Origin of the sequence: Frankia sp. AgB1.9, from assembly GCF_016786355.1 — a bacterium.
Classification (GTDB): Bacteria; Actinomycetota; Actinomycetes; order Frankiales; family Frankiaceae; genus Pseudofrankia.
This window is the reverse complement of record NZ_JADWYX010000025.1, coordinates 19,540-37,417: the sequence shown is the minus strand read 5'-3', so window position 1 is coordinate 37,417 and position 17,878 is coordinate 19,540. Positions and strand designations below refer to the sequence as shown.

The window sequence follows — 17,878 nt, the reverse complement described above, 5'->3', positions numbered from 1 at the left end:
TCGCGGTGCTGCTACGATCCGCTGTCAAGTTTGTCGGATCTGTCATCGGCTGCCCGGCATCGGACAGTTCCGGCGGCCGGTGCGGCGCGCTACCGTGGCGTTGGGGGAGGTGGCGTCTCGTGACCGGCCAGACGACCGACGGCGCGCACGACTCGCCCACCGGGTGCGAGCCGGTGGAGCTGCTGGTCGTCCTCGCCCCGGGCAGCGGGACACCGCCCGGCCCGGGCGCCCCGCCGCCGCCGGTCCCCGTCCCACCGGTCGGCCCGCGGCCGGCGTACGCGCCGCCGCCCCCGCCGACCCGGCCGCTGACCGCGCTGGAGGCACTCGGCGAGGTCGTCCCGGTCCACCACGAGTACGCGCCCCGGCTGGTCCTCGTCGAGCTGCCGGTCGCCGACGCGCCGCGGATCGCCGCGCTGCCCTACGTCGTCGGCGTCTACGAGGCAGCGCCGCCCCCCGAGGTCCTCGCGACGCTCGGCGACCTTGAGCTGATCTTCGTGCGGGCCTGGCTCAGCCGGCTGGACCACGACGCCCACCACGGCGACGACGACCGCACCGGCCAGGGCCTTCCCTGGGACGCGCCCGGCTACGAGCCTCCCGACGCGGCCACGGGCTGAGCGAGCTACTCGCCGGCCAGCGAGGCGCCCGGCAGGTGGCTCACGTCGTTGAAGGCGTGCAGGACGGCCGGTCCGTCCGCGTACCAGGCGATCGTCGTCAGCGACGCCAGGCCCAGATGCAGCCGGTAGAAGACAGCGGGGCCGGCGGCCAGCGCCAGCGACGCGGCCGACTTGATCGGCCCCATGTGGGTGACGACGAGCAGCCGGCCGCCGGGGCGCTCGGCCCGGTGCCGGTCGAGCGCGAGCCGGACCCGTTCGATCGTCGCCGCGAGGCTCTCCCCGCCGGGCGGCGGGACGGCCGGGTCGGCCAGCCACGCGGACAGCTCGTCCGGGTGGCGTTCCCGCGCCTCGGCGAACGTCAGCCCCTCCCACGCCCCGAAGTCGGTCTCCCGCAACTGCTCGTCGACGACGAACTCCACCTCGTCGCGCCCCGCCGCCGGGACCAGGCCGGGCAGCGCCGCCTCGGCGGTCCGGCGGGCCCGGCGCAGCGGTGAGGTGATGACGGCGTCGAACGCCTCGCCGCGCAGCCGGGCACCCGCCGCCGCGGCCTGGGCCAGACCGACCTCGGTGAGTGGCGCGTCGACCAGGCCGCCGAACCGCTTCTCGACCGACACCTTCGTCTGCCCGTGGCGCAGCAGCACCGTCCAGGTCGCCGGCGCCGGCGCGACCCAGCCGGTCGGCCGGCGCGTGGCCGGGGTCTCGACCGGAGCCGGATCGGGGGACTGCGGCGTCGACGGCTCCCAGGTGCGGCCAGCGGCCGCAGCGTCCATCGCCTCGTTGGCCAGCCGGTCCGCGTCCTTGTTGCGCTCGCGCGGAATCCACCGGTAGCGGACCGGGGCCGGCCGGGCGGCGACGAGCTCGGCCGCCTCGGCGGCCAGCGGCCGCATCGCCGGGTGCTTGATCTTCCACCGGCCGCTCATCTGCTCGACGACGAGCTTCGAGTCCATCCGGACCTCGACGTCGGCGTCCGGCGCGACCTCGGCCGCGGCCCGCAGCCCGGCGATCAGCCCCTGGTACTCGGCGACGTTGTTGGTGGCGACGCCGATCGCGCCGGCCCGCTCGGCCAGCAGGGCGCCGCTGTCGGCGTCCCGCACGAGGGCGCCGTAGCCGGCCGGACCGGGGTTGCCCCGCGACCCGCCGTCGGCCTCGATGACGACCTTCGCCGCCACCTAGAGCCCCGACTCGGCGGTGCGGATCAGGATCCGGCGGCACTCCTCGCAGCGGACCACCTCGTCGGCGGCAGCGGTCGCGACCTCGCGCAGCTCGGCACCCGAGAGCTCCAGGTGGCAGCCCTCGCACCGGCGGCGGACCAGCTTCGCCGCGCCGACGCCGCTGGAGCTCGCGCGGATCTTCTCGTAGAGCGTCACCAGTGGCGCGGGCAGCACCGGGGCGAGCTGGTCGCGCGCGCGACGCTGGTCGCCGGCCTGCGCGTCGATCTGGCCGAAGGCCTCGTCCCGGGCCCGGACGGCGGCGTCGAGCTCGGCCTGGACCCGGTCCCGCTCGGCGGCGAGCTTGACCAGCCGGCCGTCGAGCTCCTCCGCGGCCTCCATCTTCTCCAGCGCCTCGTCCTCGAGGACGCCCTGCCGGCGGGCCAGCGAGGCCAGCTCCGCCTGCAGGTTCTCCAGCTCGCGGGCGTTCCCGACCTGGCCGGACTCCAGCCGGCGGCGGTCCCGGTCGGCGCGGGAGCGCACCAGGTCGATCTCGTCGTCGAGCCGCCGCTGCGTCCGGCCCAGGTCGCTGATCTCGGTCTCGACCCGGACGACGTCGGCCTTCAACGACTCGACGGCCTTCGCGTGTTCGGCGATGACGGCGAGCTCCGGCAGGTCACGGCGCCGCGCCGCCAGCCGGTCCAGGCTGGAGTCGAGGACCTGCAGGTCGAGGAGGCGGAGCTGGGTGGCTGGGTCGGCCTTCATCGAATGTCAGGGACTCCTCGGCAGGCAGGGCTCTTCTGGGTTTCGGTGGCGGGCGCGCCAGCCGCCGGGCTGGCTGTGTCGTCCGCGGGCGCGGTGGGGAGGTGCAGCCGCCACGGGTCGGTCACGAGCGTCGACACCGACGTGACCACGGTACGGCCGTGGGCCGCGAGGGCGGTCGTGAGCCGCTCGGCCGCGTAGTCGAGCCACGGCCACTCGCTGGCCCAGTGCGCCACGTCGACGATCGTGACCGGCAGCGCGGCGACCGCGTCGAGCACGTGGTGGTGGCGCCCGTCGGCGGTGAGGAACACGTCGGCGCCGGCCGCGGCCGCCGCGCCGGCGAGCTCCCCGCCGGAGCCGCCGCAGACGGCGACGCGGCGGACCGGCCGGTCGGGGTCACCGGTGGCGCGGACCCCGGCGGCGGTCGCCGGCAGCGCGCCGGCGACCCGGGCGCAGAACGCCGACAGCGGCTCGACGGCCGGCAGCTCGCCGATCCGCCCGAGCCCCGGGTTGGCTGTGCCCTCGGTGAGCGAGCTGCCCTCGGTGAGCGACCTGCCCTCGGTGAGCGAGCGGCCCTCGGCGAGCGGGCGGACGTCGAGGAGGCCGAGCGCGGCGGCGAGCGCGTCGTTGACCCCGCGGCAGGCCACATCGGCATTCGTGTGCGCCGTGAAGAGCGCGGCGCCGGCCCGGATCAGCGTCGTGACGACCCGGCCGCCGGCGGTCGTGGTGGCGACGCCGTGCACGCCACGCAGGAACAACGGGTGGTGGGTGACGAGCAGGCCGGCGCCGAGCGCGGCCGCCTCGGCGGCGACCTCCACGGTCGGGTCGACGGCGAAGTGGACCCGGCCCACCGTGGCACCCGGCTCGCCGACCGACAGCCCGACGGCGTCCCACGACTCGGCGAACCCAGGCGGGTAGGCCTCCTCGAGGGCGGCGACGCAGTCGGCCACGGTCGCCGGTCGCCCGGCACCTCCGGCCGGCGCCGCGTTCGGAAGATCGGTCATCGACCCGACCCTACCGGCGGCGCGCGGGCAGACGGCCGCGCGGCGCGGGCCGGCTGGGACGGCCGCGCGAATTCCCACCGGGCCGTCTTCTGGCCGCCCACCGGAGAACTCCGCCGACACGCACGCGCTACGTTTCTCCGGTCACTGCCACACAGACCGCCCACATCGGGACGTGTCTGGCATCTACGACGAAGAGGAGACCACGGATGGCCGACGTGTCGGTTCGTTTCCAGGTCGCCGGCGACTCCGAGATCGTGCTCAACCTGGCAACAGGCCAAGCGGTCCGGCTCGTCGAAGCGATCATGCGTAAGGTCTCCGAAGCCATGACCGCGCAGGCCGCGCAGGCCAGTCAGAACGGCCTCTCACCGGGCATGCCGATGCAGATGCCGGCCTGGCCCGACATGTCCGGCGGCCCGTCGACCGGTGGCGGCCCGCAGCACCGGATGCCTGGCTGAGCCAGCCGCGAATCCAGCGGCTCTGATTGGGCCGGTATCAGACCGGACGTCCGGACGCGATAGCGAGACGCGGTAGGACGGTGTCTAGCTCTCCGGAACCATGACATCCGGCGGGTTTGGCGCGATACAAATCCCCACGGGTCTCCCCACGGCGCACCAATGAGAGGACAAAAGATCATTATGGCGGGGGATGTTCCGGCCGACGAGCGGGTGTTCATCGCGCCCGGCGCGTCCGACGCCACGGCGGCCGGACCGCGGGAGGCCGTGATCGCGGCCGGGCCAGCCGGTCAGCAGCCCACCGCCGCGCCGACCGGCGCCGAGGCCGGCGCTGACCCCGGGACGGGCGAACGGACGCTGCACCGCTACGGCCGGGTCCACGTGTTCGGCGCCCCCGGCAGCGGCGACGGGCCGGCGACCGCCGTCGCGAAGCCGGTCCCGGGTGCCGTGAATGGCTCCTACGGGCCGGTGGACGGCGCGGTCGTCGCCACCGCGGGCCTGGCCGGGCTCGACCGCACCGAGACCCTCGGCCTGGAGGCCTTCCGGCTGCGCGCGAGCGCCGCCTACCGTCGCGCCAAGCAGGTCCGACCCCGCGCCGGCGAGCCGTGGGACATGGACCGCCCCTGCACCGACGTCGCGCCCCCGCACGGCGCCTCGCGCCACACCCGTCCGGCCGCCCCGCCGGCAGCCGGGGCTCCCGCCGCCGCGGCGACCCTCGTCGCGACAGCCACCAGCGGGGACGGCGGCGGCGCGGCCAGCGACGCCAACTCCACCGCCGGGCCACTGAGCTCCTACCTCGAAGGTGCCGTCGCGGTCGGGCTGATCATGGTCGAGGGGCCGACCGCCGACCTGCAGTTCACCGCCGCCGAGCGGACGAAGGTCGTCGCCGAGGCGCAGAACGGCCTGTCATGGCTGGCGACCAGCAACCCGGCCGCCGGGATCACCTTCAGCTACGACATCCAGATCGTGCGGCTGACCCAGCCCGCGGACGCCTCCCAGTCGGACCTCGAGGCCTACTGGCGTGACCCGACGATGGCGAAGCTCGGCTACCAGGCCAACTTCGACGGCGTCTACGACTACGCGAACGCGATCCGCTCCCGGCTGGGGACCGCGTGGGGCTATGTCGCGTTCGTCACCAAGTACCCGGTGCAGTACTTCGCCTACGCCGCGATCGGCGGCCCGCGGATCGTGCTCACCTACGCCAACGACGGCTGGGGCCCGGACAACCTCGACCGGGTGTTCGCCCACGAGTCCAGCCACGTCTTCGGCGCCGTCGACGAGTACGGCTCGTCCGGCTGCGACTGTGGTGGCTCCTTCGGTCGCTTCGGCGCGCCCAACGGCAACTGCGACTCGTGCGCGGCGAACCCCGTCGACTGCCTGATGCGGGGCAACACCTTCGCGTTCTGCCGGTTCACCCCGGCGCACATCGGCTGGGGCCGCGGCGCGTCGGGCAACCCGGTGCTGGTCCAGTCCAAGGGCCTCGGCCAGCTTGGGCAGTTCCAGCTGGTCGTGCCGTCGTCGTTCGACGGGCTGACCCACCGCTGGGAGAACTTCGACCAGCCCGGCTACCCGTGGGAGGACCCGTTCCAGACGGCGCAGGCCCTCGGCAAGCTCGACGCGGTCACGATGATCCAGTCCACCCTGTCGAACCCGGGGTCGATCGAGTGCGTCGTGCGGGTCGGGGCTGATCTCTACCACCTGTGGCGGGACAGCACCGGGGCCTTCGTCTGGTCGACGCCCAGCAAGATCGCGACGGGCGCGGCCGGGGTGCCGTCGTTCGTGCAGGGCGGCTACGGCGCCCACGGCAACTTCGAGATGCTCTACCCCGCCACCGGCACCGGCCTGATGACCATGTGGCGCAACAACGACGCCTTCCTCTACCCGTGGAGCAACCCGCGCCAGATCCTGCCCGAGCTCGGCCACATCGACGCGGTGAGCCTCATCCAGGGCGACCGGGGCACCCCACCGGGTGCGCTGGAGGCGGTGATCCGGGCCGGCACGAAGCTCGGGCACATCTACCGTGACCAGACGCCGGCAGCGGCCTGGCACCTGACCGCCTGGTTCGGCGACGGCACCGCCGGCAACCCGGTGCTGATCGAGAGCAGCTTCCCCGGCGCCCGCAACTTCGAGGTCATCGTCCCGTCCGCCACCTCCGGGCTGATCCACTTCTACCGGAACAACCAGGCGTTCGGCACGCCGTGGAGCGGCCCGCGGCCGTTTGCCACCAACCTCGGCAAGGTCGACGCGGTCGCGATGATGCAGTCGACGTTCCAGGGCCACCTGGAAGTGGTCGTCCGCATCGCCGACCGGCTCTACCAGATGTTCCGCGACGCCTCCGGCGCCTGGTTCCCCGCCAACCGCATCGCCTAGCCCGAGGCGGGGCGTGGCCCTGCTCGCGGTGAGGCGCGCTGGCAAGTCCTTGATCGCCGTTTTGGCCCTGCGGTGGTCGTGACGAGGGCGTTTTCACAACCACCGCAGGGCCCAAACCGCGATCATGACGGGTGGAGCGGCTCTCGATACCGGGACTGAACGCCGCGCGTCGGCTTCCCGATCACCCGGACGCCCGGGTCAGGCTCCGCTCCTACCCCGCGCTCCACCGCAGACGAGATTCACCACCCCCACGTAGGACGTACGCAGAGTTGAACACGTTCAGATCGTTCGGTATTGTGCGGTTTGAACGTGTTCAACTCTGCCCCGGGAGTCGCGGATGAGTACAGGCGACGGTTCCGATCAGGTCGTCCGACCAGCCGAGCGAGCGAAGGGTGCCGCGACGCGGGCGCTGATTCTCCAGACCGCGCTGGCGTCGTTCCGGGACCGGGGCTACGACCAGACGACGATGCGCGGGATCGCGCAGTCCGCCGGAGTCTCGCTGGGTAACGCCTACTACTACTTCGGCTCGAAGGAGGAGCTGGTTCAGGAGTTCTACGCCCTGATCCAGGAAGGACACCGGCTCCGGTCCGCCGACGCGTTGCGGGGCCGTGGGCTCGCGGAGCGGCTGCGCGGAGTGCTGCACGCCGGGATCGACGAGATGTCGCCCTACCACGAGTTCGCCGGGTCGTTCATCCGGGTGGCGATCTCGCCGACCTCGACGTCGAGCCCGTTCAGCCCGGAGTCGTCCGCGGCCCGTTCCGCCGCCATCGGGCTGTTCCGCGAGGTGCTCGCCGGTCCCGACACCCGCCCCGGAGGCCCGCTCGCGAAGGACCTCCCGGAACTGCTCTGGCTCGCCTACCTCGGCATCACGCTCTTCTGGGTCTACGACACCTCGCCGGGCCAAGCCCGCACCCGCCGGCTGGTCGACTCGTCCGCCCGGATGATCGCCCGAACCGTCTCCCTCACCCGGCTCCCGGTGCTCAGGGCCGCCGCCGAAGACCTGCACACCCTGCTGGCCGACCTGCGCGTGAGCGCCGACCACCGATAGCGAGGACGGGACGCTATGAAGATTGTCATGCCGGGCGGTACCGGACACCTGGGACGCCTGCTCACGGGCTCACTGCGGGCCGCGGGACACGAGGTGGTCGTCCTCAGTCGGCGCCCGGACACGCAGGTGCCCGGCGCCCGCGTCGTCCCCTGGGACGGGCGCACCACGGGGGAGTGGGCCGCCGAGCTCGACGGCGCCGACGCGGTGATCAACCTCGCCGGGCGCAGCGTGAACTGCCGCTACACCGAGGCCAACCTGCGGGAGATGATGGCCTCGCGGGTCGACTCGGCCACCGTCGTCGGCGCCGCGATCGCCCAGGCCGCCAGGCCGCCGCGGGTGTGGCTGCAGATGAGCACGGCCACGATCTACGCGCATACCTACGAGCACGCCAACGACGAGGCGACGGGCGTCCTCGGCGGCTCCGAGGCCGGCGTCCCGGCCTACTGGGCCTACAGCGTCGACATCGCCCGCAAGTGGGAACAGGCCCAGGCCGACGCGGCGACCCCCGACACCCGCAAGGTCGCATTGCGCACGTCGATCGTCATGGCCCCCGCCCGCGGCGGCGCCTTCGACATGCTGCTGCGCCTGACCCGGAGCGGCCTCGGCGGGCCGGTCGCCGGAGGCCGGCAGTACATGTCCTGGATTCACGGAGACGACCTGGCCCGGGCCGTCGACCTCCTCCTGGACCGGGACGACGTCGCGGGCCCGGTCAACCTCGCCACCGCCAGTCCGCTGCCGATGCGCGCGTTCATGGCGGCCCTGCGCGAGGCGGCTGGCGTCCCGATCGGGCTGCCGGCGACGCGGTGGATGGCCGAGCTCGGTGCCCTCGTTCTGCGCAGCGACACCGAGCTGCTCCTGAAGAGCCGCCGGGTGGTGCCGGGGCGGCTGCTCGACGCGGGTTTCGCCTTCGAGTTCCCCACCTGGCCCGAGGCCGCCCACGATCTGGTGGCCCGGGCCGGTGAGACCGACGGCGTCAGGCCGCGGCGCGGACCCGGGCGGCGCAGGCGAGGATGACGTCGGCGGCGAACGCCGCGTCGTCGGGGCCGGTCTTCCAGGACGAGACGCTGACCCGCAGGGCGGGCGCGCCGTCCCACTGGGTGCCGCCGCACCAGATCCGGCCGTCGGCCTGGATCTCGGCGATCAGCGCCGACGTGGCCGCCGCGTCCGGCCCGGCCGGGCCGTCGACGCGCAGCAGTACCTGGTTGAGGACGACGTCGTTGAGCACCGTCAGCTCGGGCCGCAGCCGGTCGGCGATCAGGGCGGCCGCGTCGCAGGACCGGGCGACGAGGTCCGCGACCCCGGCGCGGCCCAGAGTGCGCAATGCCGCCCACACCTCGACCTGGCGGGCCCGCTGCGAGGACTGCGGGGTGTGGTGCATCGCGTCGAACGTGTCGCCGAGGGGCACGTAGCCGGCCGCCGCGCTGAACGTGTTCCGCAGGTGGGCCGGGTCACGGACGAAGGCGATGCCGCAGTCGTGCGTGACGTTGAGCCACTTGTGGCCGTCGGTGGCCCACGAGTCGGCGCGGTCGAGCCCGGCGCACAGCCGGTCCCGGCGGGCCGGGTCGGCCAGCGCCCACAGGCCGAACGCGCCGTCGACGTGCAGCCAGCCCTTCGCTTCGGCGGGGCGGCGGGCCAGCCAGTCGGCGATCTCGTCGAACGGGTCGAACGCGCCGGTGTTCACCTCGCCGGCCTGGGCGCAGACCAGCACCGGGCCGGGCAGGTCGGGCAGCAGGTCGGCGCGCAGCCGGCCCTGGTCGTCGGTCGGGACGAGGTGCACCCGGGAACGACCCAGCCCCACCAGGCCGAGCGACTTGCGCAGCGTCGAGTGGGCACCGGCCCCGACGACGACGTCGAACGCGGGGGCGCCGAACAGGCCGTCGGCCTGCGCGTCCCAGCCGAGCCGGCCGAGCAGCGCGTCGCGGGCGGCGGCCAGGCTCGCCGCGTTCGCCATCGTGGCTCCGGTGACGTAGGCGACGGCCGCGCCGGGCGGCAGGCCGAGGACGTCGAGCAGCCAGCCCCGGGTCACCTCGTGCAGCCGGGCCGCCACCGGAGACATCGCGGGCAGGGCGGCGTTCTGGTCCCAGGCGCTGGCCAGCCACGAGGCGCCGAGCGCCGCGGGCAGCGTCGCGCCGATCACGAAGCCGAAGTAATGGGCGCCGGCGGACGCCATGGTGGCGGGGCTGCCGGCGGCGTGCAGCAGCTTCAGGGTCTGCGCGGCGGGCGCGCCGGTCGCCGGCAGCGGCTCGTCGAACGCGGCCAGCCCCGCGAGCGCCGCCGCGTCCGGTGCCGCCGGGCGGTCGTCGACCGTCGCGGCGTACTCCAGCGCCAGCCCGGCGGCGGCGCGCAGCAGGTCCTGGTCGTCTTCTCGGTCCACCGGCCCATCCTGCCGGACAACCGGCCCAACGCGGCCCAGATCAGGCCTGGGCGGACATCGCATCGCCTACCGTGTCGGTCATGACAGCGCCTCGGTCGGGTCCGGTGACCCGTGCTGGCGGGTTCTGCGCGCGGCACGGCTGGTGGGTCGTCGCCGCCTGGGTCCTGCTGCTCGTCGCGGCGACGCTCGGTCATCGCGTCACAGGCGGCGGCTACTCGGACGACTTCCAGCTGCCCCGCTCGTCGGCCCAGCAGGGCGCCGACCTGCTGCGGGCCCACGCGCCGAAGGCCGGGGGCCTGGGCAGCCAGGTCGTGTTCACCGTCGAGGCCGGCACGCTGCGCTCCCACGCGTCCCAGCTGACCGCGGCGGCGGACAACCTCGCGCGGCTTCCCCACGTCCTGGCCGTCAGCGACCCGCTCGCCGTGACGACCGTGTCGAAGGACGGCCGGACCGCCTACGCGACGGTGCGTTTCGACGTCAAACCGGTGACCCTGGGGCGGTCCTACCTGGCGACCGTCGACCGGGCGGTCGCCGTGGCCCGAAATGCCGGGGTCGAGGTCGACTACGGCGGCGCCCTGGGCAACGCCGCGCGGCCGAAGGCGAACGAGGCACGTTCGGAGATCATCGGCATCGCCGTCGCGATCGTGGTGCTGCTGGTCGGGTTCGGCAGCGTCTACGCCGCCGGGCTGCCGATCCTCACGGCGCTGTTCGGCATCGGAACCGGCATCGGGGTGCTCGGCGTCGCCGCGTCGGTGACCGCGTTCTCGTCGGTGTCGCCCACGCTCGGCATCATGATCGGGCTGGGCGTCGGGATCGACTACGCGCTGTTCCTGTCCACCCGGCACCGGCAGCTCGTCCTGGACGGGGTCGAGCCGGCCGAGGCGGTCGCCCGCACGCTCGCCACCAGCGGCCGGTCCGTGCTCGTCGCGGCCGCGACGGTCGTCATCGCGCTGCTTGGCCTGTTCGCCTCCGGGATCGGCTTCGTCGGCAAGCTGGGACTGGCCGCCTCGATCACCGTCGCGGTGTCCGCGCTGGCCGCGACCACGCTCGTACCGGCCCTGCTCGGGCTGGCCGGGCGCCGCATCGACCGGCTGCGGGTGCGCCGCCCCGTCGCCGAGGCGCCCACCGAGGCCGGCGAGACCGGCTGGCACCGTTACGCGGCGACGGTGGGCCGCCACCCATGGCGGTTCCTGGGCGCCGGGGTCGCCGCGCTGGCCGTGCTCGCGGTCCCGCTGCTGTCGATGACGCTCGGGCACGTCGACGCGGGCGCCGACCCGACCTCCTACACCGACCGCCGCGCCTACGACGCCATCACCGACGCGTTCGGGCCGGGGGCGAACGGCCCGCTCACGGTCGTCATCCAGCTCGCCCACGGCCAGTCGGGCGCGGCCCTGGCTCCGGGCCTCGACCGCGCACTGGCCGGCACGCCGGGCGTCGCCACGGTCATCCCGGCGCGCACCACCGGCGACGGCGCGCTGCTCGTCGCCACCGTCCTGGCGACCACCGGCCCGCAGGACCCGGCCACCGACCACCTGCTCGCCCGGCTGCACGACGAGACGCTGCCCGCCGTGGTCGCCGCGACCGGCGGCCACGCCTACGTGACGGGGAACCTGCCGGCGAACCTCGACTTCCGCGACCAGGTCTCCGCCCGGCTGCCGATCATCATCGCCGTCGTCATCCTCGCGGCGTTCCTGCTGCTGCTCGTCAGCTTCCGCAGTCCGTTCCTCGCGCTGAAGGCCGCGCTGCTCAACCTGTTCTCGATCGGCGCGGCCTACGGCGTCGTCGTCGCCGTCTTCCAGTGGGGCTGGGGCGGCTCGCTGCTAGGCGTCGACGAGAAGGTGCCCATCGAGTCGTACGTGCCGATGATGATGTTCGCCATCGTGTTCGGGCTGTCGATGGACTACGAGGTCTTCCTGCTCTCCCGGGTCCGCGAACGTTGGCTCGCCACCGGCGACAACGGCCGCAGCGTCGCGGACGGGCTCGCCGCGACCGCCCGGGTCATCACCTGCGCCGCCCTCATCATGACCAGCGTCTTCCTCGCATTCCTGCTCTCCAGCAACGTCGTCATCAAGATGATCGCGCTCGGACTGGGCGCCAGCGTGCTGATCGACGCATCCCTGATCCGACTGGTCGTCGTCCCGGCGGCCATGTTCCTGCTCGGTCGGGCCAACTGGTGGCTGCCCGGCTGGCTCGACCGCGCGCTGCCCCGCCTCGAAGGCGACTCCGGGCCCCACCCGGTGCCCGAGCCCAGGCCGGAGTCCGAGCCGGCGCCCAGGCCGGTGGTTTCAGGTGACGGTGGCCGCGAGAGCGGACTCGGGCAGCGAGCTGGCGGGTAGCCGGCCGCCGTCGCGCAGCGCCGCGAGCCAGGCCTCGGTGGTGCCGACGGCCGCCATGCCGCCGTGCAGCACGGTCAGCGCCCGCTCGTGCATCTGCCGCGCGTCCAGCGTGCCGACGCTGTTCGCGTAGGCGATCGTGCCGGTGGCGTCGGCCAGCACCTCCACGGAGAACCCGGCGTGCACCGCCTGGCGGGTGGTGGTGTCGACGCACCAGTGCGTCATGAAGCCGACGATCGTCAGGGTGTCGATCGCGTGGGCGCGCAGCCACTCCTCCAGGCCGGTGCCGGTGAACGAACCGGGCAGGGTCTTGCGGAACAGCGCGTCGCGCGGACGCCCGCCGACCGCTGGATGGAGCTCCCAGCCTGGGCTGCCCGGGGCGAAGGCGGGGGAGCCCGCGGGCGCGTCGTGCTGGATGACGACGACCGGCAGCCCGCGCTCGCGGGCCGCGTCCATCGCCGCGGCCACGTTGGCCACCCCCACGGCGAACGGCGGGTGGACCACCGGCAGCGCGCCGCCGGCGTCGTACTCGTTCTGCACGTCGATCACGACGAGGGCGCGCCGGAGGGAACCGGCCCCGGTCGTCTCGATCGTCGGTCTCTCGGTCATCGGCGTGGCCCTCCTGAGCGTTGGGACGCCGGCCCGCGCCGGCGACTCCCTCAGGTTCGCGCCTGCGCCGGTCCGATCGTGAGTGGCCTGAAAGACACCATCCGATAGGATCAAGCCATGATCTTCGACGCCTCGACACCGGACGGCCCCCGGGCGCGGAGCGCTTCCACCGTCGCGGTCGTCTTCGGCGACGACATCCCGATGTTCGAGGCGTCGGTGCCCGCGCGCGTGTTCGGTGGCGCCGCCGGGCATCCCGACGTGCCGCGGTTCGACGTGCTCGCGGTCGCGGGCGAGCCGGCGCCGCTGCGTACCTCGGCCGGGATCACCCTCGACCCGCCGTACGGGCTCGACGCGCTGGCGTCGGCCGGGACCGTGATCGTGCCGGGCTGGCGTGAGCCGGGCCGCGGCGAACCGCCGTCCACCGAGCTGCTCGACGGGTTGGTCACGGCGCACCGCGATGGAGCCACGGTCGTCGGGCTGTGCCTGGGCGCGTTCGTGCTCGCCGCCGCCGGGCTGTTGGACGGGCGACGGGCGACGACGCACTGGGCGCACGCCGCGACGCTCGCCCACGACCATCCCGAGGTTCGCGTCGACCCCGACGTGCTCTACGTCGACGAGGGCAGCGTGGTCACCAGCGCCGGCAGCGCGGCCGGCATCGACGCCTGCCTGCACCTGCTGCGCCGCGGGCACGGCCCGGCCGCGGCGAACGCGGTGGCCCGGGCGCTCGTCGTCGCGCCGCATCGAGCCGGCGGCCAGACGCAGTACATCGAACGCCCGGTCCCGACGCCGCGGACGGGCGACGCGCTGGCGGCGGCGGTCGAGTTCGCGCTGGCCAACCTGGCCGACGTCGACCTGGACGTCGACGCGATGGCCGGATGCGCGCACATGAGCCGGCGGACCTTCGACCGGCGCTTTCGCGCACACGTCGGCAGCTCGCCCCTGCAGTGGCTGCTCGGCCAGCGGGTGCTGCGGGCGCGGCAGCTGCTGGAGTCGAGCGACCTCGGCGTCGAGGCGGTCGCCGGGCTGGCCGGCTTTTCGGACGGCGTGGCACTACGGCCACACTTCCGGCGGCTGGTCGGCGTGTCCCCCCAGGCCTACCGCGCCGCGTTCGCGTCCAGGTGACCGACCGCGCCCACCCTCGCCGTCGACAGCGAAGCGAGACCCGGCGCTGATCGTGTGGGGTCAGCCGTTGAGGACGGTGATGGTGCGGCCGGCGGGGCTGGTCTCGGTGGTGAGGGTGGTGCGTTCGTCGATGGTGGGGGCGTCGGGGCGTTGGTCGAAGATGGCGAGGGTGCCGGTGTTGAGGCCGAGTCGACTGAGGTAGCGGTCGAGCTGTTTGAGGCCGGCGTTGAGGGGGTTCGGCCGGCTGGCGCGCCAGGTTTTGATCTCGATGGCTTCGCGTTGGAGGTGGTGGGTGCCGTCGGGCGCTTCGTAGGGCCAGCGGATGTGGAGGTCGATGCGTCCGGAGCCGACGGCGTATTCGCGTTCGACTTGTCCGCCGCCGTTGACGACGCGTTGGAGGTATCCCATGAGGATGAGCTGTGGTGCGGCTTCGCTGTAGTAGCCGGTGCTGATGAGGAAATCGCCGTTTTCGGTCCACCATTCGGCGAACTCGTCGAGCATCTTGGGGAAGTCGAACGTGTTGTCGGGTCGGATGAAGGAGTGGGGGTTGGCGGTGACGCTTTCCTGGATGCTGGAGGAGAGGACTCGGGCGATGACTTCGCGGTAGATGGGGTTCGCGGGTCGGACGGGTGCGGTGGGGGCGATGAGGCCGAGGTCGCGGACGTAGCTGAGGTCGTCGTCGTAGGGGTCGAGCTGGAGTGGGTCGCCGGCGAGGAGTGGGCCGATGACGCTGCGGACCCGCGGTTCGGCGAGCTTGGCGGCAAGCGAGTCCAGGTGGGTGGCGCGGGTGAGGATCAGGCGTTCCTTGGCCTGGTCAAGGTGCGCAATTGTGATCGGCTCTGCGGCTGGCACCCGGATTTCCTCGACGACCTCCTGAGCGAGGGCATTGACCAGCCAGGGCTGTCCACCCGTAAGTTCGTAGGCGCGTTCGACGGCGCCGGGGGCGAACTGCTGGCCCGTGTCGGAGGTGTGCTGGCCGTAGAGGTTGGCGACTTCGTCGGGGGAGAAGTCACCCAGTCGTAGCGATTTAAGTTTGATGTTGAAGGGGCTGGATGTGCCGAGTCGGAGCGGATTACCGCCCGCAGCGGCCTTATAGTCGCGGACGTCGCGCAGGCCGCAGAGGGCTACGGACCAGGGGAAGGGAGCGGGCCGGCTGTTGTAGCCGTCGCGCAGCTGGCTGAGCACGCTGAGCAGCGTTTGGCCCTGGAGCGCGTCGATCTCGTCGAGGAACAGCACCAGCGGGCGAGGGCAGTCGTGGGCCCAGACTCTTAGCGCCTCGACGAGTAGCGAGCCTCCCGACGCCTGTGGCCAGAGCGGGGGACGCAGGTCGGCTGTCAGGGTGTCTTCGGCGCTGGCGCGGATTCGATCGAGGATGATGCGCGCCGCCGCGGCGTAGTCGTCGCCTGCCGCGCGGGCTGCCTCGCAGGAGACCATGAGGGCGGCGTAGGTGCCCTGCGCAGTCAACTCGTGTGCGAGAGCGCGAAGTGCGGTCGTCTTGCCGGTCTGACGCGGTGCGTGCACGACGAAGTAGGCCTTGAGGTCCACCAGTTCGGGGGCCTCCGGCAGCCGGGACAGAGCCGGGATCATGTAGTGCTCGGTGGGCAGGCACGGGCCGGCTGTGTTGAACCGCCGAGTCATCGATCCCCGTTTCTCCACATCACACGCCTCGTGCTCTCTGCGCCCACCCTACGGCTGATCGATGATCTACGGCCGGTCGCCGGTCAGCTGGGCTGCGGCTGGTCAGATCAGCTCGTGGGTCGTCGAGCGCGACCGTCTCATGGCATGGGTGTTCTAGCCGTGCCTCCTGTGAGCGCCGGCTGCAGCGCGCGCTATTTGCCTGCCGGCCGGGAGGCGTCCCAGCTCGACGCCGGCAGCCAAGCAGCCGAACCGTGTGACTTGTAGCCCAGGAGCGCTCGGCCAAGGGCCCGCGAGCTATTGACCTTTCGGCACAACGGGGAATGGGCATCCCACAGCGACCCGCCGCGCGACGCCATCGGACCCGGTCATCCGCCCGTGGTCCCGTCCTTCGCGCGACCGGATGCGCGGGCTTTCGCCCACGCGATGAGGTCCGGAGCTGCGATGCCACCTACCTCGCCGGGATCGAGAGCGAGCCGCGTCAGCACCTCGTCGAGCTCGGTACTCGGTCCGTCATCGGCGAGCAGGATCGCGAGTGCGCGATCAAGAAAGCGGCGGTGGACTAGACCGGTCAGAGGTCCGAGGTCAGCGCGGCGGACACTCGCGATGAACTCGGATCGGTCCAACAGCCTGCGAAGGGTCGGCACACCGCGGCTCTGGAGCCTGTCGACCATGTCCACGGCCACGACGGCCGAGGACTGTTCGTCGGTGATGGTCCACCACGCCTCGTAGCCGGGCTCGGCCCCCGTCGGAGAGAGGCGATCGCGCCATAACCCGTCGTATTCCTTCGGCGTCGAGGTCGGCGCGGCCGACAGGTCCTTGTGCTCCCACTCCCACCAAGGCGCCGGCACCACAGCCAAATTGATCAAGCAGTCCAGCCGGTCGGCATTACTGAACTTGGAACTCTGCACGTTCACGACAGCAACATCACTCGATGCCGAACGCAGCAGCCAGGAGGTCCCGGACCCCTTGAAGCCCTGCTCACGGAGAAACGGACCGACGATCGTCCGCAACACGACCTTGAGATGATCTCGTGCAGCCACAGCGTCATCATCTCGAACGCTGAGAGCCGTCGACTCCCCGGCCATCGGGTCTGGCACAGTCTGAAGGCCCGAGAAGGCCGGACGGGTCCACTCAAAGGGTCAAGAGCAGCGATCAGCCCGGCCGCTCACGGCGGCGGCTGGGGCGTCGACGGCGCTGGATCGAGCAGCTCGCGGACCAACGTGTGCGCGACCCATTGCTCGAACGCGTCGGGTGGCCAGCCGGACTCGACGACCAGCTCGCCGTACACGCCGGGAGCCGCGAGCGCGCGGTAGATCGCCTGTCCCTGGGCGACGGGGACCCGCAGGGTGCCGTCGAGCGACGCGATGATCGCGTCCATCACCCGGTTGCGGCCGGCGAGCTTCGCCTGCAGGAGGGCCCGGGTCTCGGCGTCCTCGTCCGAGGCGGCCGCGAACAGGGTCACGACGTCGAAGCCGGCCTCGTACAGCGCCCGTAGCCAGTGGGCGGCCGCGTGCAGGCGCGACCTCGGGTCGGGCTCGGCGATCGTCACCTCGGCGAGCGGGCGAGCGCCGGCCTCTTCCAGCCACCGCTCGCAGATGGCCGACAGGATCTCCCGCTTCGCGCCGAAGGCCGAGTAGACGGTCCTCGCCGCGACGCCGGCCTCGGCCGCGATCGCCTCCATGCTCGTCGCCCGGTAGCCCCGGGCCGCGAACAGCCGACGGGCCGCCTCGGCGATGCGGTCGCGGGTCTGCTGCGCCTGAATCTGCCGATACGTGGGTGTGTTGACAGCCGGAGCCACGTGGGTACAGTAGCACTGCCTTCGATGCAGTGATGCTGCATTAAAAGCATCACGAGTGCAGTTAAAGCAGATCGACTGCACCCAGACTCGCGCCCAGGCGCATGATCAGGAAAGGAACAGGTCGTGGACACCGAAGCGAACAAGCGCACCGTCCGCCGCGTCTTCGAGGAGGCCTTCACCCAGGGCGACCTCGACGTCGTCGACGCCTGCCTGGCCCCCGAGGCCGTCGACCGGCACCCCTTCGCCGACGACGAGCCGGACTTCCGCGCGCATCTGAAGGGCAACATCCGGATGCTGCGCGCGGCCCTGCCCGACCTGGCGGCCTCGGTCGAGGACCTGGTCGCCGAGGGGGACAGGGTCGCCGCCCGCGTCCACCTCACCGGCACCCACACCGGCGCACCGCTGTTCGGGATCGCGCCGACCGGCAGCCAGGTGGCCGTCGAGCAGTTCCACATCGTCCAGTGCGACGAGGGCGCCCGCGGCATCCGGCACTGGGCCTACGTCGGCGTCGACCAGCTCGCGGCGCAGGTCGCGGTCACCGCCGCGATCTGACGACCGAACACCTTCAGAGCCGGGGGGGGGGGCCCCCCCCGGCCGGCCCGCCCG

At 72.9% G+C, this 17,878-nt stretch carries 16 protein-coding genes; 8 read left to right on the top strand and 8 right to left on the bottom strand.

The genetic code is table 11. The features are described from left to right. The first annotated feature begins 119 nt into the window (after window positions 1–119). Window positions 120–614 carry a hypothetical protein gene (locus tag I6A60_RS12085; protein ID WP_203018742.1) on the top strand — a complete coding sequence of 165 codons (495 nt, stop codon included), beginning with the start codon at window positions 120–122 and terminating at the stop codon, window positions 612–614. Between the two features lie 5 nt (window positions 615–619). On the opposite strand, the gene I6A60_RS12080 is transcribed toward I6A60_RS12085, so the two are convergent. Genes I6A60_RS12080 through I6A60_RS12070 form a run of 3 tightly spaced genes read right to left on the bottom strand, consistent with a single transcriptional unit; the run spans window position 620 to window position 3,528 of the window. Next, on the bottom strand, window positions 620–1,783 hold the full coding sequence (locus tag I6A60_RS12080; RefSeq protein ID WP_203055612.1) for a bifunctional RNase H/acid phosphatase: 1,164 nt from the start codon (window positions 1,781–1,783) through the stop codon (window positions 620–622). Beyond that, the gene (locus I6A60_RS12075) at window positions 1,784–2,527 is read right to left on the bottom strand and encodes a zinc ribbon domain-containing protein (RefSeq protein ID WP_203021610.1); all 744 of its coding nucleotides are present in this window, start codon (window positions 2,525–2,527) and stop codon (window positions 1,784–1,786) included. Next, window positions 2,524–3,528 (bottom strand): Nif3-like dinuclear metal center hexameric protein, encoded by a 1,005-nt coding sequence (locus I6A60_RS12070; protein WP_203055611.1) that lies wholly within the window; start codon window positions 3,526–3,528, stop codon window positions 2,524–2,526. Before I6A60_RS12070 ends, I6A60_RS12075 begins: the two co-directional genes overlap by 4 nt. Before the next feature lie 206 nt (window positions 3,529–3,734). On the opposite strand from I6A60_RS12070, the gene I6A60_RS12065 reads away from it, so the two are divergent. The 4 genes from I6A60_RS12065 (at window position 3,735) to I6A60_RS12050 (ending at window position 8,412) form a co-directional block, all read left to right on the top strand. Continuing rightward, window positions 3,735–3,983, top strand: coding sequence for a hypothetical protein (locus tag I6A60_RS12065; RefSeq protein ID WP_203024077.1), 249 nt, complete (start codon window positions 3,735–3,737; stop codon window positions 3,981–3,983). 180 nt (window positions 3,984–4,163) lie between these two features. Next, window positions 4,164–6,350, top strand: a complete 2,187-nt coding sequence (locus I6A60_RS12060) for a hypothetical protein (RefSeq protein ID WP_203024079.1) — start codon at window positions 4,164–4,166, stop codon at window positions 6,348–6,350. Between the two features lie 337 nt (window positions 6,351–6,687). Further along, on the top strand, window positions 6,688–7,398 hold the full coding sequence (locus I6A60_RS12055) for a TetR/AcrR family transcriptional regulator (protein WP_203024081.1): 711 nt from the start codon (window positions 6,688–6,690) through the stop codon (window positions 7,396–7,398). A 15-nt stretch (window positions 7,399–7,413) separates the two neighbouring features. Beyond that, window positions 7,414–8,412: a TIGR01777 family oxidoreductase gene (locus I6A60_RS12050; protein ID WP_203024083.1), complete on the top strand. Its 999-nt coding sequence runs from the start codon at window positions 7,414–7,416 to the stop codon at window positions 8,410–8,412. Here the strand turns inward: I6A60_RS12050 and I6A60_RS12045 are convergent. Further along, the gene (locus tag I6A60_RS12045) at window positions 8,372–9,772 is read right to left on the bottom strand and encodes an aspartate aminotransferase family protein (RefSeq protein ID WP_203024085.1); all 1,401 of its coding nucleotides are present in this window, start codon (window positions 9,770–9,772) and stop codon (window positions 8,372–8,374) included. The genes I6A60_RS12050 and I6A60_RS12045 overlap by 41 nt on opposite strands. 80 nt (window positions 9,773–9,852) lie before the next feature. On the opposite strand from I6A60_RS12045, the gene I6A60_RS12040 reads away from it, so the two are divergent. Further along, complete coding sequence (locus tag I6A60_RS12040; RefSeq protein ID WP_238435280.1) at window positions 9,853–12,108, top strand: MMPL family transporter; 2,256 nt, start codon at window positions 9,853–9,855, stop codon at window positions 12,106–12,108. Here the strand turns inward: I6A60_RS12040 and I6A60_RS12035 are convergent. Beyond that, window positions 12,058–12,714, bottom strand: coding sequence for a cysteine hydrolase family protein (locus I6A60_RS12035; protein ID WP_203024087.1), 657 nt, complete (start codon window positions 12,712–12,714; stop codon window positions 12,058–12,060). The genes I6A60_RS12040 and I6A60_RS12035 overlap by 51 nt on opposite strands. Window positions 12,715–12,831: 117 nt before the next feature. Here I6A60_RS12035 and I6A60_RS12030 point away from each other — a divergent pair, with 117 nt between their 5' ends. Next, window positions 12,832–13,836, top strand: a complete 1,005-nt coding sequence (locus I6A60_RS12030) for a GlxA family transcriptional regulator (protein ID WP_203024089.1) — start codon at window positions 12,832–12,834, stop codon at window positions 13,834–13,836. Between the two features lie 60 nt (window positions 13,837–13,896). Here I6A60_RS12030 and I6A60_RS12025 read toward each other — a convergent pair whose 3' ends face one another. The 3 genes from I6A60_RS12025 to I6A60_RS12015 form a co-directional block, all read right to left on the bottom strand. Next, window positions 13,897–15,474 carry an AAA family ATPase gene (locus tag I6A60_RS12025; RefSeq protein ID WP_203024091.1) on the bottom strand — a complete coding sequence of 526 codons (1,578 nt, stop codon included), beginning with the start codon at window positions 15,472–15,474 and terminating at the stop codon, window positions 13,897–13,899. Window positions 15,475–15,839: 365 nt separating this feature from the next. Beyond that, window positions 15,840–16,514 carry a DUF4304 domain-containing protein gene (locus tag I6A60_RS12020; protein WP_203042588.1) on the bottom strand — a complete coding sequence of 225 codons (675 nt, stop codon included), beginning with the start codon at window positions 16,512–16,514 and terminating at the stop codon, window positions 15,840–15,842. A 125-nt stretch (window positions 16,515–16,639) separates the two neighbouring features. Then, entirely contained in the window at window positions 16,640–17,272 is a 633-nt protein-coding gene (locus I6A60_RS12015; RefSeq protein ID WP_203024095.1) for a TetR/AcrR family transcriptional regulator, read from the bottom strand. 123 nt (window positions 17,273–17,395) lie between these two features. Here I6A60_RS12015 and I6A60_RS12010 point away from each other — a divergent pair, with 123 nt between their 5' ends. After that, window positions 17,396–17,824, top strand: a complete 429-nt coding sequence (locus I6A60_RS12010) for an ester cyclase (protein WP_203024097.1) — start codon at window positions 17,396–17,398, stop codon at window positions 17,822–17,824. Window positions 17,825–17,878 lie beyond the last annotated feature (54 nt).

Coding starts and splice junctions, on each gene's coding strand:
- I6A60_RS12075 (WP_203021610.1), bottom strand. CDS start 2,527: ATGAAGGCCGACCCAGCCACCCAGCTCCGCCTCCTCGACCTGCAGGTC.
- I6A60_RS12070 (WP_203055611.1), bottom strand. CDS start 3,528: ATGACCGATCTTCCGAACGCGGCGCCGGCCGGAGGTGCCGGGCGACCG.
- I6A60_RS12065 (WP_203024077.1), top strand. CDS start 3,735: ATGGCCGACGTGTCGGTTCGTTTCCAGGTCGCCGGCGACTCCGAGATC.
- I6A60_RS12060 (WP_203024079.1), top strand. CDS start 4,164: ATGGCGGGGGATGTTCCGGCCGACGAGCGGGTGTTCATCGCGCCCGGC.
- I6A60_RS12055 (WP_203024081.1), top strand. CDS start 6,688: ATGAGTACAGGCGACGGTTCCGATCAGGTCGTCCGACCAGCCGAGCGA.
- I6A60_RS12050 (WP_203024083.1), top strand. CDS start 7,414: ATGAAGATTGTCATGCCGGGCGGTACCGGACACCTGGGACGCCTGCTC.
- I6A60_RS12040 (WP_238435280.1), top strand. CDS start 9,853: ATGACAGCGCCTCGGTCGGGTCCGGTGACCCGTGCTGGCGGGTTCTGC.
- I6A60_RS12035 (WP_203024087.1), bottom strand. CDS start 12,714: ATGACCGAGAGACCGACGATCGAGACGACCGGGGCCGGTTCCCTCCGG.
- I6A60_RS12030 (WP_203024089.1), top strand. CDS start 12,832: ATGATCTTCGACGCCTCGACACCGGACGGCCCCCGGGCGCGGAGCGCT.
- I6A60_RS12025 (WP_203024091.1), bottom strand. CDS start 15,474: ATGACTCGGCGGTTCAACACAGCCGGCCCGTGCCTGCCCACCGAGCAC.